Raw genomic sequence first — 11774 nt, 5'->3', positions numbered from 1 at the left:
GTGGGCGCGCGCCACCTTGAGTGAAGGAGGACACCCCCATGACCGACCAACTGGCCTACCAGGTGACCGTCGAGGAGCTGGCCGCGCTGATGAAGCGCACCGCCGGCGTGCACGTCGAACCGGAGACCCTGCGGCGGCAGGCCGACGACGGCTTCGACACCTTCGGCCTGGACTCCCTCGGCCTGCTGGGCATCGTGGCCGAGCTGGAGAAGCGGTACGGCCTGGGCCTGCCCGAGCAGGCCGAGCGCTGCAAGACGCCCGCCGATTTCCTCGCGCTGATCAACGGCGCCCTGAAGACGGGAGTGTGACATGGCAGGGCACACCGACAACGAGATCACCATCGCCGCCCCGATGCAGCTGGTCTGGGACATGACCAACGACATCGACGGCTGGCCCCGGCTGTTCAGCGAGTACGCCTCCGTGGACGTGCTCGAACGCGACGGCGACCGCGTCACGTTCCGGCTCACCATGCACCCGGACGCGGACGGCAAGGTGTGGAGCTGGGTCTCCGAGCGGGTCGCCGACCCCGTCACCCGCACCGTCCGCGCCCAGCGGGTCGAGACCGGTCCCTTCCAGTACATGAACATCGTCTGGGAGTACGCGGAGACCGCCGAGGGCACCCTGATGCGCTGGATCCAGGACTTCGCGATGAAGCCGGACGCTCCGGTGGACGACGCCTGGATGACGGACAACATCAACCGCAACTCCCGTACGCAGATGGCGCTGATCCGGGACCGGATCGAGCAGGCGGCGGGCGAGCGGCGGACCGCGTCGGTGCTCGCCGACTGACACCGGACGACAACGGCGAAGGGCATCACCCCATGCACCACACACTGATCGTCGCCCGGATGGCACCCGGCGCGGCACCGGACATCGCGAAGGTGTTCGCGGAGTCCGACCGCGGCGAGCTGCCGCACCTGGTGGGCGTCAACCGGCGCAGTCTCTTCGAGTTCGGTGACGGTGTGTACCTGCACCTCATCGAGAGCGACGAGGACCCGGCCCCGACCATCGGCCGGTTGACCGGGCATCCGGAGTTCCGCCAGGTCAGCGAACGGCTGGAGCCGTATGTCTCGGCGTACGACCCGGCGACCTGGCGCGGTCCGAAGGACGCGATGGCGCGCTGCTTCTACCGCTGGGACCGGACCGCCGCAGGCTGACGGCCCGTCCACGCACCGCTACGGGGCCGCCCGGCACCAGCCGGGCGGCCCCGGCGCGCGTGCGACGACACGGCGTACCGATCGGTTGCCGCCGGGGGGCGAACTCCCCTGTGAGAAGACCCACTTGGGGACCTGTGGGTTTTTCACACAACTTTCCGCTTGGATCTTGTGGGGACACGAGCACACGGGAGTCCACTGTGCGCGCCCCGCAGACCAGGAGAGAGGACGCACGTCGTGGGCCGATCCCCCGCCCGCCGGACCAGCCCCCGCAGAGGCAGGCGCCGCCGCGGAACCTCCCGCGTGGTCCTGGTCTTCCTCGCCCTCGGGGCGGTGCTGATCACCGCGGGTGCCGCCGTGGCGTACTGGCGGGACACGCGGCCCCCGGTGACGGACGACCAGGTGGCCGACGTGGCCGACGCGCTGGACGCCGCGGGGACGCCCACCCCGTCGGCCGGCCCCTCGACCGCGTCACCGTCCGCGAAGGCGTCCCCGTCGCCCTCGGTCTCGCCGTCGCCCTCGTCCTCGCCCTCCACCATCGCCATTCCGGCGACCGGCCCCGGCACCTTCGTCACCGCGCGGGCCGACGGCACGACCGTGGGCACCGGCAGCCAGGTACGCCGGTACAAGGTCCTGGTCGAGGAGGGCATCGACGTCCGGCCGGGCGCCGCCGCGGCCGAGACAGCCGACGTGCTCGCCGACCGCCGGGGCTGGACGAGGGACGGGACCAACTCCTTCCAACTGGTCGGCAGCGGCTCGTACGACTTCGTGGTGAAGATCGCCACGCCGGGCACCGTCGACAAGATCTGCGGCGCGGCCGGTCTGCTCACCCGGGGCGAGGTGAACTGCAGTGTCGGTACGGACGTCGTGGTGAACCTCAAGCGCTGGGTGCTGGGTTCCCCGGAGTTCGACGGCCCGATCCACGAGTACCGGGCGCTGATCGTCAACCACGAGGTCGGCCACCGCATCGGCCACGGCCACGAGACCTGCCCCGGGGCCGGCCGGCCCGCCCCGGCGATGATGCAGCAGATCAAGGGCCTCAAGGGGTGCGTCGCCAACGCCTGGCCCCACGACGAGGGCGGCGACTACCTGGGCGGTCCTTCGGTGCCCTGAGCCGCGTGGTCGGGGCGTTCGGCGGACGTTCGCGGGACAGCCCCCGGCGCGGCGGGTGATGATCGGACCATGACCACCACATCGCGCTTCGATCCCCGCGCCCTGCTCGCCCGGAGCCGGCTCGGCGTGCTCGCGACGATCAAGTCGGACGGCCGCCCGCAGCTCTCGCCCGTCATGCCCGCCTACGACGCGGAGGCCGGCGTCATCCGCGTCTCGACCCGCGACGGGCTGGCCAAGACCGCCAACCTGCGCCGGGATCCGCGGGCCACGCTGGAGGTGACCGCCCCGGACGGCAGGTCCTGGGCCACCGCCGAGGGCGTCGCCACGCTCACCGGGCCGGGCACCGACCCGCACGGACCGGAGGTCGAGGCGCTGGTGGAGTACTACCGCGCCGCAGCGGGTGAGCACCCGGACTGGGACGAGTACCGGGCGACGATGGTGGCCGACCGCCGGGTGCTGCTCACCATCACGGTCGAGCGCGTGTACGGGGCCGACATCGGCTGAGCCGAAGTTTTGTGCCCGGACGCTGAAAGATCCGCCCGCCGTTTCCGTACCTCTTGGCGAACGAGCACGTACGAGTGCGAGTCCCCGCGTCGCCCTGGAGGCACCATGCGCCTGTCCCGCAGCAGGATCGGAGTCGTCGTCCTGTTCGGTGCGATGACCCTGACCCTCACCGCGCTGGCCTTTCCGGCCATGCTCGGTCTGGACAAGGCCGACGGCAATCAGGACCGGGTCATCGCCGGCACCAAGTTCGGGCCGCTCACCGAGGCCGACCGGGACTTCGTGGTGAAGGTCAGGGCCGCCGGGCTGTGGGAGTACCCGCTGGGCGAGATGGTGCGGGAGCGCGGCACCACGAAGGAGATGAAGACGGCGGGCGAGCATCTGATCGTCGGGCACGCCGGTCTTGACGCGATGTGCCGCGAGATCTCCCCCGAGCTGGGCATCACGCTGCCCAACCGGGCCTCGCCGCAGCAGGAGGGCTTCGTGGCGACGGTGGACGCCAAGACCGGCAAGGCGTTCGACGCGTCGGCGGTCAACATCATGCGGGTGACGCACGGTCAGATCTTCCCGGCGATCGCCAAGATCCGGGCGTCCACCAAGAACACCCTGGTGCGGCAGCTGGCCGACCTGGCCAACGACACCGTCCTGGACCACATCACGGTGCTGGAGCAGACCGGCATGGTCGAGTACGACGAGGTCACCTTCCAGCAGACCGGCCCGGCGAAGCTGCCGCGGGAGAAGGTCACCCCGCCCCCGCCGCAGCCCGGTGAGCAGGTGCTGGTGCTCAAGCCGCGGCCCGACCTGAACGTGAACACCGCGTCCCCGACGCCCACTCCGTCCCCGGCGGCCCCCTGAGCCCGGCCGGCGTCAGACCTCGCGGGCCACGACGCCGTCCGTCGGCCGGCCCAGCGGATACGGACGTTCGTCGTCCGTTGCCGGGCCGGGGGGCTCGCCGCCCGCCTCGCTGAACGCGGTGAGCGCCTCGACGAGGGCCGCCCGCTGGTGCGGCGCGAGCCGTTCGACGATCGCCGCCACCTCGGCGCGGCGGCGGGCGCTGACGTGCTCGACGGTGCGCCGGCCCTCCTCGGTGAGGGTCAGGAGGGTCTCGCGCCGGTTGCCGGGGTTGGTCTGCCGGTCGGCGAGCCCGGCCGCGATCAGCCGGTCGACCATGCGCATCGCGGTCGACGGGGCGACCTGGAGGTGGTCGGCGAGCCCGACCAGCTTGGTGGCGCCCCTGGTGAACAGCACCATCAGCATCCGGAACTGGGGCAGCGTCACCCGCTCCTCCACCTCGGCGAGCGACCGTGCGGAGACCGCCACCAGCAGTCGCGACGCGGCCAGTACGGCCCTGGTGACCGCGTCGACGTCGGCCAGGCCCCCGATGGGCGTCTCACGCTCCGGCATGGGTCCTTTCTATCGCGCCGAAGTCCCCGCTCACGCACCCGGGAACGGCTCGACGCCTTTGTGCGTTCATGGGTTGGCGGCCGACGGAGACCGCCGGCCATGACCACCCGGCCCCGGGTCCGGCGGCGGGCGGGATCGTGCGGCCGGAGACCCTGGTGATCTTATTTTGCACTGTGCAATGATCCGACGGGGGACGGCACGCGGCCGCGTGCCGTACGGCGCCCGGGAGTGACACCGACACGGTGCTGCGGCACAGGACGGCACACCGGCCGCCGGCGGGCCCCATCCCGCTCCCGCCCGACCCGTCCGGGGCCGAACGAGAGAGGAAGAGCGGGACGATGACCGCTTCGGGGCCGGACCGCGGCGCCACACCTGGTGAGCCGGACGAGCCGGGCGGTACGCCGCCCGTGCCGGAGCACGTGTGGCGGCTCTTCCTGGAGGACGACGAACGCGCCATCCGCGCCTCCGCGCCCAGGGAGCCCTCCGCGCGGGAACGGACCCCGGGCCGGCAGCCCGGCCCGCCGGCCGCCGGCCTGCCCGGGCACCCGGACGCCCGGCCCGCCCCCGCCGGCACGGTCGGTGAGCCGTGGCGCCCGGAGGACCCGTGGACCGGCCCCGGCTGGCGTGAACTGGACCGCCGGGCCCGGCTGCGGCGGATCGGCCGGGTGATCGGCACGGCTGCCGCGGTCGCCCTCGCCCTGACCGCGTGGTCGCAGCTGTCCACCGGCCCGGCCGCCCCGGGCGGCGAACCGGCCGAAACGATCGGGCGGCGCCTGGAGGAGAGTCCCGCTCTGCCCACCCTGGCCTCCCTCGTACCGACGGAGTCCGGCACCGCGAGCCCCGCGGCCTTCGAGCCCGCGCCGTCCGCGATACCCCGGGCCTCGGTCTCCCCCTGGACCATCGACTGAACACTTGTTCAGCGACACTTGTTCAGCGCTGAACGCTCGTTTAACATGCTGTACATGCGTTCAATCCCGGAGGACCGGACCACCCGGGCCCTCATCCGCGACGAGGCCCTCGGCCTGTTCGCCGCGCACGGACCCGACTCGGTGACCGTGCGGCAGATCGCGACGGCCGCCGGGGTGTCACCGGGCCTCGTGGTGCACCACTTCGGCTCGAAGGACGGACTGCGCCAGGAGATCGACCGGCACGTCGTGACCGTCTTCGAGGCAGTCCTCGGCGAACTCACCGGCGAGGACGGCACCGAGCCCCTCGACGCCGCCACCCCGGGAGCGTCCCTGAGCACGGCGTTCACCCGCCACTTCCCGGCCGACTCCCCCCTGCCCGGCTACCTGCGCCGTCTGCTGCTGACCGACACGGAGGCGGGCCGGCTGCTGTTCGGCCGCCTCTACGAGCTGAGCCGCACCGCCCTGGCCGGGCTGGCGGCGGCCGGACTGGCCGTACCGGGCCGGGACCCGGCGGCCCGCGCAGCCGTACTGCTAGCCAACGACCTGGCCGTGTTCCTGCTGCGCGACCGCATCGGCGAGGTCCTGGGCACCGACCCCCTGTCCGCCGACGGCATGGCCCGCTGGGCCCCCGAGGTCCTCGGCATCTACACCGGCGGACTGAACGCGCCGCCTCCCCGGGAGGCACCCCCGCAAGCGTAGGAAGCCCCGCAGTCCAGCAGGGCCGAAAGGCCCGGGAAGGCCACGGTGACCGCCCATGCCGACCGCACCCGAACCGCCTGCCCCCGACCCCGCCCCCGTGCTCCGCGCCCGTGACCTGCACAAGGCGTACGGCGCCCACCGCGTCCTGCGCGGCGCCGACCTCAGCGTCGCCCCCGGGCAGTTGGTCGCCGTCGTCGGTGAGAACGGCGCCGGGAAGTCCACCCTCCTCAAGGCGCTGGCCGGCACGCTGGCCCTGGACCGCGGCGAGGTCTCGCTGTCCGGGACGCTCGGCTACTGCCCCCAGGAACCCGTGCTCAGCGGCAGCCTGACGGTCGGGCAGCACCTGGACTACTTCGCCGCCGCGCACCGCCTGCCCGACCTGGACCGCGGCCGGGAACTGGTCCGCGTCCTGGGCTACGAACGCTACGAGCGCTCGCCCGCCGGTGAACTGTCCGGCGGGACCCGGCAGAAGCTGAACCTCACCCTGGCCCTGCTGCACGAGCCGGAGGTGCTGCTCCTCGACGAGCCGTACCAGGGCTTCGACTGGGAGACGTACCTGCGCTTCTGGGACCTGGTGGCGGACCTGCGCGCCCGCGGCAAGGCCGTCGTGGTCATCACCCATCTCGTCTTCGAGCAGGACCGCTACGACCTGCTGGCCGACCTGGCCGACGGCCGGCTCACCGCGCGGACGGCCGGAAGGGAGCACCGCCATGCCGACGCCTGAACCGGCCACCCACCCGGGACCGCGGTACGGACAGTTCCCCACCGCCCTGCGCTTCTCGGTGCGCGACCAGACCCGCAACCGGCTCGCCGGGCTGCTGCTCGGGGTCTTCGTGCCCCTCTGGTACCTGGTCATGACCGCGATGGCGGGCGGGGAGCCGCTGGACTTCAAGCTGTACGCCACCGGCGAGGTCCTGCGTGTCGACGCCGGCCACCTCACCCTGATCACGGCCGGGCTCAACTGCGTCACGATGATCGCCGGGTTCGTCGTCTTCGACGCCGTGCGCAAGTCGCTCGCGTTCGACCGGCGGCTCGTCTTCGCCGGGTACCGGCAGTCCACCCTCATCGGGGCCAAGACCCTCGCCGTGGCCGCCGTCGCCACGGGTATCGCCCTCTACACCGCGCTGGCGGCCCTGCTCTTCTGGCGCCCGGCGGTGGGCGCCTGGTTCGGCCTGCTCGCCGGGTTCACCGTCATCGCGCTCACCTACGGCGCCCTCGGACTGCTCCTCGGTGTGCTGGTGAAACGGGACCTGGAAGGCTTCTTCCTGATCATCATGGGCGGGCTGATGGACACGTTCCTGCAGAACCCGCTGGGCAACCCGCTCGCCAACGAGCCGATCCTGCAGTGGTTCCCGTCCTTCGGCCCCATGCAGTTCGCGGCCGGCGACGCCTTCGGGGACACCGCGCTGTGGGGGCACCTCGGTCTCGGCCTCGCCTGGGCGGCCGGGTTCAGCGCGGTGGGGCTGGTCATCTTCCGGTTCCGGACCCGCGACCGCACCCGCTGACCGGCGGCGTCAGGCGCTGCGCTTGCGGGACGCCGTCTTCTTGGCCGCGGTCTTGGCGGTGCTCCTGGTGGCCGCGCTCCTGCCGGTGGTCTTCTTGGCGGTGCTCCCGGCCGTCGCCTTCTTGGCCGGCTGGGCGGACTTCGCCGCGGACTTCCCGGCGGCGGCCGTCGACTTCTTGGGTGCCGCCTTCTTCGCCGCCGTCTTCTTCGCCGCCGCGGACGTCGACTTCTTGCCGCCGGTCTCCTTGGGGGCCCGCCGGGACGACTTCCCGGCCCGGGGCAGGGGCCGGACCTCGGCCTCCTCGGCCGGGCCGGGCTCCTCGCCGCCCCGGGACTCCCGCGCCGCCCGCACACTGCTCTCCAGCGCGGCCATCAGGTCCAGCACCTTCCCGGGCCGCTCCTCCTCGCGGGCCTCGGGCGGGGCCTCGCCGGCCGACTTGGCGGCGATGACCTCCTCCAGCGCCTCCTGGTACTCGTCGCGCAGGTCGTCCAGGTCGATCTCACCGAGCGTGTCCATGAGGGCGTCCGCGAGGTCCAGCTCCTGGTCGCGGACGGTGACGCCGGAGTCCGGGGCGACGCCCTCGGGGGCGCGCACCTCGTCCGGCCACAGCAGGCCGTGCATGGCGATGGCGTCGCCGACGACCCGGAGCATGCCGAGGCGTTCCCGGCCGCGCAGCGCGAACTTGGCGATGGCGACACGGTTGCTGCGCTTGAGCGCCTCGCGCAGCAGCGTGTAGGGCTTGGCGGCGGGGGCTCCGCTCGCCGCGAGGTAGTACGCGGAGCCCATCTGGAGCGGGTCGATGCGCTCCTCGGGCACGAAGGCGACGATCTCGATGGTCCGGGCGGTCGGGATCGGCAGGTGGGACAGGTCGTCGTCGGTGATCGGGATCATAGAGCCGTCGGCGTCCTCGTACGCCTTGCCGATCTCGTCCTGGGTGACCTCGCGGTCCTCCAGCTCGCAGACCTTGCGGTAGCGGATCCGGCCGCCGTCCTCGGTGTGGATCTGGCGGAAGGAGACCGAGTGGCTCTCGGTGGCGTTCACCAGCTTGATCGGGATGCTGACCAGGCCGAAGGAGATGGCGCCGTTCCAGATCGATCGCACGTGCAGCACCTTTCCGGTCGGGCGGTTCGTGGGTCGGTTCGTCGGGCGTTTTATCCGTGTTCCGTGCGATTCTCATGGTATGGCGCCTATCACGGAGGTGGAGGGGCGGCGGGTGGCCCTCAGCAATCTGGAGAAGGTGCTGTATCCCGCGTCCGGCTTCACCAAGGGCGAGCTGCTGCACTACTACGCGACGACCGCCGGGGTGCTGCTGCCGCATCTGCGGGACCGCGCGGTCTCCTTCCTGCGCTATCCGGACGGTCCGGACGGCCAGGTGTTCTTCACCAAGAACGTGCCGCCGGGTACGCCCGACTGGGTCACCACGGCCGAGGTCCCCCGCTCGGAGGGGCCCGCCCGGATGGTGCTGGTGCAGGACCTGCCGAGCCTGATGTGGGCGGCGAACCTGGTGACCGAGTTCCACACGCACCAGTGGACCGCGGACGACCCCGGCGAGGCCGACCGGCTGGTGTTCGACCTCGATCCCGGTCCGCCCGCGACGGTGGTGCACTGCTGCGAGGTCGCGGGGTGGCTGCGGGAGCGGCTGGCGGCGGACGGGATCGAGGCGTACGCCAAGACGTCCGGGGCCAAGGGGCTGCATCTGCTGGCGGGGGTGCGGGGGTCGTCGTCGGAGCGGGTGTCGGAGTACGCGAAGGCGCTCGCCGTGGAGGCCGAGCGGGCCCTGCCCCGGCTGGTGGTGCACCGGATGACGCGCAGCCTGCGGCCGGGGAAGGTGTTCGTGGACTGGAGCCAGAACGCCGCCCGCAAGACCACGGCCGCCCCGTACACGGTGCGGGCCCGCCCGGACCCGGCGGTCTCCACGCCGGTGACGTGGGACGAAGTGGCCGGGTGCCGGCGGGCGGAGGAGTTCGTGTTCCGGGCGGAGGACGTCGGGCCACGGGTACGGGACCACGGCGACCTGCTGGCGCCGCTGCTCGACCGGCGCCGGGCGGCGGCCCTGCCGTAGGCACCGGGACCCCGGGGGCAGTCCGTCCATGCACACCACCCCGTCACCATGGGACCGGGCGGGGTGCTGCGGGGGCCAAGAACCCGGCTGCCTCGGGGAGGAGTTGGACAGACCGCCGGGCTGGGCGTGGGACGGGGTCGTGCCGGGGCTCTGGATGAGTGGGCACGAGTTCGTGGCGTATCTGCGGGCCGGGCCGGCCACCGCGCGGCTGCTGGAGGACCCGGCCGAGTAGCCCGGCACGCCCGGACGCACGCAAAATGGCCTTCCGTACCGAGAGGCGTACGGTGCCGTCCACAACCGTGCGGGACCGTCGGCGCCGATCACCGAACCCCAGGAGTGCAGTGCTCCCGATCCGCCGAGGGCGCCCCGCCCGCGTCCCCGCCGTCGTCGCGCTGCTCCTGGCGACCGCCGCGGCCGGGGCACTGGCAGCATGCGGCGACTCGGGCGGGCTGCGGAGCGCGGGCGCGACCCCGGCGGCGCGGAGCCCGGCCCGGCTCTGGCCCGACCTGACACCGGCGTCGAGTCCCGCGTACGACATCGGCGAGGTGGACAACGAGGTCGTCAAGGGCGTGAAGGTTCCCGGTGGTGACATCCGCGAGGTGGACCCGGTGGCCGCGGTGCGCAAGGAGATCGCCACGCACCCGGACGACTACGCGGGCGCCAAGGCGCGCTACCACGAGACGTCCGTCCGGATGGCGGACTGCGGCGCGGACGGCACCGCCGGTGACCGCGCGGGGTGCCCGGTGCTCCGGCCGTACTACCGCGACCTGACGGGCGACGGGCGCCCCGAGATGACTCTGGGTTTCCGGCTGCTGCCCGCGAAGCTGACCGCCGTGCGCGTCTACACGGTCGAGAAGGGGCGGCTCGTGCGGGTCATGTCGTACGACGACGCGGTGAGCGAGGTCGAGCTGGCCGGGCGGACGGTGATCGTCCGCTCGCCCTCGGAGGTCGCGGGCTACGAGTACCGCCTCCAGTGGACCTGGGACGCCGACCAGCGGGCCATGCTGCTCACCAGCGACGAGATGCTGCGCACCGACGACGGCGGCCTGCACACCGGGCGCCCGTCGTCGCCGCCGTCCGGGTCGCCGTCCACCTCGCCGTCCGCGTCACCCCCGGCGAGCGCCCGGTGAGGCTCGCGCTTCCCCGGTGGGCCGGTCCGCTGGCGGTGAAGGCGGCCGTCTTCATCACCGTGATGTGCTGCGCGCTCGCCGCGCTGCTCGGCGTCCTGGTGCACGTCTCGGTCACCAACCAGACCGTCGGCCAGGCCCGTGACGTCGCGCTGTCCCGGCTGGGCGAGGCGACGGAGGCGTACGAGGCCGGGGACCCGCTGCGCCGGGGCGCCGGCCTCGATCCGCCGGGGCTGCCTGCCCGGCTGCGCGAGCTGGCCGTGTCGGGCCGGCGGGGCACGATGGTCGCCGAGTCCGACGGGCGCCCCACGATGTGGGCGGCGGGCCCGGCGGGCGGCGGCCGAGCGCTGGCGGTGCGGGTCGACCACTCGCAGGGCGAGCGCACCATCGACGGCCTGGACGGCGCGATCGTGTGGTCCTCGGCGCTGGCGATCGGGGCGACGCTGCTGGTCGGCGCGTTCGCCGTGACCCGGGTGACGCGCCGGCTGCACGCGACGGCACGGGTGGCGCGGCGGATCAGCGCGGGCGACCTCGACGCGCGGGTCGGCGACCCCCGGGCGCAGGATCCGACGCGCCCGCAGGACGAGGTGGCCTCGGTCGCCGCCGCGCTGGACTCGATGGCCGCCTCGCTCCAGGGCAAGCTGCTGGCCGAGCAGCGGTTCACCGCGGACGTGGCGCACGAACTGCGCACCCCGCTCACCGGTCTGCACGCGGCGGCCGAGCTGCTGCCGCCGGGGCGCCCCACCGAGCTGGTGCAGGACCGGGTGGCGGCACTGCGCACGCTCACCGAGGACCTGCTGGAGATCTCCCGGCTGGACAGCGGGCGGGAGCGGCTGGAGGTGGACCCGGAGCCGCTGGGCGAGCTGGCGGGGCGGGTGGTGCGGGGCTCGGGCACCGACACGCGGGTGGACGTCGTCCGGGACGCGCGGGTGGAGACCGACCGGCGGCGTCTTGAGCGGGTGCTGGGCAACCTGGTCGCCAACGCGCACCGGCACGGCCGGGCGCCGGTGGTGCTGACCGTGGACGGGCCGGTGATCACCGTGCGGGACCACGGGGACGGCTATCCGGACTACCTCCTCGCGCACGGCCCGCAGCGGTTCCGCACCGAGAGCGGCACCAAGGGACACGGTCTCGGGCTCACGATCGCGCTGGGGCAGGCCGAGGTGCTGGGCGCACGGCTGGAGTTCACGAACCCGACGGACGGCGGGGCGCTGGCGGCACTGACGCTGCCTCAGCAGCCCTGACCCGGCGGCGGGGCGCGGCACACGGGCCCGGCGAGACGCTCCGATGGCTCAGCGTGA

16 protein-coding genes are annotated in these 11774 nt (G+C 73.3%); 14 read left to right on the top strand and 2 right to left on the bottom strand.

Translation table 11 applies throughout. The features are described from left to right. Nucleotides 1-38: 38 nt before the first annotated feature. The 6 genes from ACFWR9_RS27760 to ACFWR9_RS27735 all read left to right on the top strand — a co-directional run bounded on the left by ACFWR9_RS27760 (nt 39) and on the right by ACFWR9_RS27735 (nt 3623). Complete coding sequence (locus ACFWR9_RS27760; protein ID WP_376357499.1) at nt 39-308, top strand: acyl carrier protein; 270 nt, start codon at nt 39-41, stop codon at nt 306-308. Between the two features lies 1 nt (nt 309). Next, nucleotides 310-789, top strand: coding sequence for an SRPBCC family protein (locus ACFWR9_RS27755; protein WP_383846616.1), 480 nt, complete (start codon nt 310-312; stop codon nt 787-789). A 32-nt stretch (nt 790-821) separates the two neighbouring features. Continuing rightward, a complete protein-coding gene (locus tag ACFWR9_RS27750) occupies nt 822-1157 on the top strand; it encodes a TcmI family type II polyketide cyclase (protein ID WP_122616215.1) in 336 nt (111 codons plus the stop codon). A 234-nt stretch (nt 1158-1391) separates the two neighbouring features. Further along, nucleotides 1392-2267 carry a DUF3152 domain-containing protein gene (locus ACFWR9_RS27745; RefSeq protein ID WP_383846615.1) on the top strand — a complete coding sequence of 292 codons (876 nt, stop codon included), beginning with the start codon at nt 1392-1394 and terminating at the stop codon, nt 2265-2267. 69 nt (nt 2268-2336) lie between these two features. Further along, complete coding sequence (locus ACFWR9_RS27740) at nt 2337-2771, top strand: PPOX class F420-dependent oxidoreductase (RefSeq protein ID WP_383846614.1); 435 nt, start codon at nt 2337-2339, stop codon at nt 2769-2771. Nucleotides 2772-2876: 105 nt separating this feature from the next. Next, entirely contained in the window at nt 2877-3623 is a 747-nt protein-coding gene (locus tag ACFWR9_RS27735; RefSeq protein WP_383846613.1) for a DUF4142 domain-containing protein, read from the top strand. A 12-nt stretch (nt 3624-3635) separates the two neighbouring features. On the opposite strand, the gene ACFWR9_RS27730 is transcribed toward ACFWR9_RS27735, so the two are convergent. Then, the gene (locus tag ACFWR9_RS27730; protein WP_383846612.1) at nt 3636-4172 is read right to left on the bottom strand and encodes a MarR family winged helix-turn-helix transcriptional regulator; all 537 of its coding nucleotides are present in this window, start codon (nt 4170-4172) and stop codon (nt 3636-3638) included. A 338-nt stretch (nt 4173-4510) separates the two neighbouring features. Between ACFWR9_RS27730 and ACFWR9_RS27725 the strand changes: the two genes are divergently transcribed. The 4 genes from ACFWR9_RS27725 to ACFWR9_RS27710 are packed head-to-tail and all read left to right on the top strand — an operon-like array spanning nt 4511 to nt 7284. Further along, on the top strand, nt 4511-5080 hold the full coding sequence (locus ACFWR9_RS27725; protein WP_383846611.1) for a hypothetical protein: 570 nt from the start codon (nt 4511-4513) through the stop codon (nt 5078-5080). A 54-nt stretch (nt 5081-5134) separates the two neighbouring features. Further along, a complete protein-coding gene (locus ACFWR9_RS27720; protein ID WP_383846610.1) occupies nt 5135-5779 on the top strand; it encodes a TetR/AcrR family transcriptional regulator in 645 nt (214 codons plus the stop codon). Nucleotides 5780-5834: 55 nt separating this feature from the next. Then, on the top strand, nt 5835-6503 hold the full coding sequence (locus tag ACFWR9_RS27715) for an ABC transporter ATP-binding protein (protein WP_383846609.1): 669 nt from the start codon (nt 5835-5837) through the stop codon (nt 6501-6503). Next, nucleotides 6490-7284, top strand: coding sequence for a hypothetical protein (locus tag ACFWR9_RS27710; protein WP_383846608.1), 795 nt, complete (start codon nt 6490-6492; stop codon nt 7282-7284). The genes ACFWR9_RS27715 and ACFWR9_RS27710 overlap by 14 nt, the downstream gene beginning before the upstream one ends. A 9-nt stretch (nt 7285-7293) precedes the next feature. Here ACFWR9_RS27710 and ACFWR9_RS27705 read toward each other — a convergent pair whose 3' ends face one another. Then, complete coding sequence (locus ACFWR9_RS27705) at nt 7294-8385, bottom strand: Ku protein (protein ID WP_383846607.1); 1092 nt, start codon at nt 8383-8385, stop codon at nt 7294-7296. A 79-nt stretch (nt 8386-8464) separates the two neighbouring features. Between ACFWR9_RS27705 and ligD the strand changes: the two genes are divergently transcribed. The 4 genes from ligD to ACFWR9_RS27685 all read left to right on the top strand — a co-directional run bounded on the left by ligD (nt 8465) and on the right by ACFWR9_RS27685 (nt 11717). Beyond that, nucleotides 8465-9346, top strand: a complete 882-nt coding sequence (ligD, locus tag ACFWR9_RS27700; protein ID WP_383846606.1) for a non-homologous end-joining DNA ligase — start codon at nt 8465-8467, stop codon at nt 9344-9346. Nucleotides 9347-9449: 103 nt separating this feature from the next. Then, nucleotides 9450-9578 carry a hypothetical protein gene (locus tag ACFWR9_RS27695; RefSeq protein WP_383846605.1) on the top strand — a complete coding sequence of 43 codons (129 nt, stop codon included), beginning with the start codon at nt 9450-9452 and terminating at the stop codon, nt 9576-9578. 109 nt (nt 9579-9687) lie between these two features. Continuing rightward, nucleotides 9688-10476 carry a hypothetical protein gene (locus ACFWR9_RS27690; protein ID WP_383846604.1) on the top strand — a complete coding sequence of 263 codons (789 nt, stop codon included), beginning with the start codon at nt 9688-9690 and terminating at the stop codon, nt 10474-10476. Further along, nucleotides 10473-11717 carry an ATP-binding protein gene (locus ACFWR9_RS27685; RefSeq protein WP_383846603.1) on the top strand — a complete coding sequence of 415 codons (1245 nt, stop codon included), beginning with the start codon at nt 10473-10475 and terminating at the stop codon, nt 11715-11717. The genes ACFWR9_RS27690 and ACFWR9_RS27685 overlap by 4 nt, the downstream gene beginning before the upstream one ends. Nucleotides 11718-11774 lie beyond the last annotated feature (57 nt).

It is taken from the genome of Streptomyces sp. NPDC058534, from assembly GCF_042717365.1.
Classification (GTDB): domain Bacteria; phylum Actinomycetota; class Actinomycetes; order Streptomycetales; family Streptomycetaceae; genus Streptomyces.
The sequence above is the reverse complement of the archived record's forward strand: the minus strand, read 5'-3'. Positions and strand labels throughout refer to the sequence as shown.

Excerpts from the sequence above, each read along its gene's own strand:
- ACFWR9_RS27760 (WP_376357499.1), top strand. The coding sequence starts at position 39 with ATGACCGACCAACTGGCCTACCAGGTGACCGTCGAGGAGCTGGCCGCG.
- ACFWR9_RS27755 (WP_383846616.1), top strand. The coding sequence starts at position 310 with ATGGCAGGGCACACCGACAACGAGATCACCATCGCCGCCCCGATGCAG.
- ACFWR9_RS27750 (WP_122616215.1), top strand. The coding sequence starts at position 822 with ATGCACCACACACTGATCGTCGCCCGGATGGCACCCGGCGCGGCACCG.
- ACFWR9_RS27740 (WP_383846614.1), top strand. The coding sequence starts at position 2,337 with ATGACCACCACATCGCGCTTCGATCCCCGCGCCCTGCTCGCCCGGAGC.
- ACFWR9_RS27735 (WP_383846613.1), top strand. The coding sequence starts at position 2,877 with ATGCGCCTGTCCCGCAGCAGGATCGGAGTCGTCGTCCTGTTCGGTGCG.
- ACFWR9_RS27730 (WP_383846612.1), bottom strand. The coding sequence starts at position 4,172 with ATGCCGGAGCGTGAGACGCCCATCGGGGGCCTGGCCGACGTCGACGCG.
- ACFWR9_RS27725 (WP_383846611.1), top strand. The coding sequence starts at position 4,511 with ATGACCGCTTCGGGGCCGGACCGCGGCGCCACACCTGGTGAGCCGGAC.
- ACFWR9_RS27720 (WP_383846610.1), top strand. The coding sequence starts at position 5,135 with ATGCGTTCAATCCCGGAGGACCGGACCACCCGGGCCCTCATCCGCGAC.
- ACFWR9_RS27715 (WP_383846609.1), top strand. The coding sequence starts at position 5,835 with ATGCCGACCGCACCCGAACCGCCTGCCCCCGACCCCGCCCCCGTGCTC.
- ACFWR9_RS27710 (WP_383846608.1), top strand. The coding sequence starts at position 6,490 with ATGCCGACGCCTGAACCGGCCACCCACCCGGGACCGCGGTACGGACAG.
- ligD (WP_383846606.1), top strand. The coding sequence starts at position 8,465 with ATGGCGCCTATCACGGAGGTGGAGGGGCGGCGGGTGGCCCTCAGCAAT.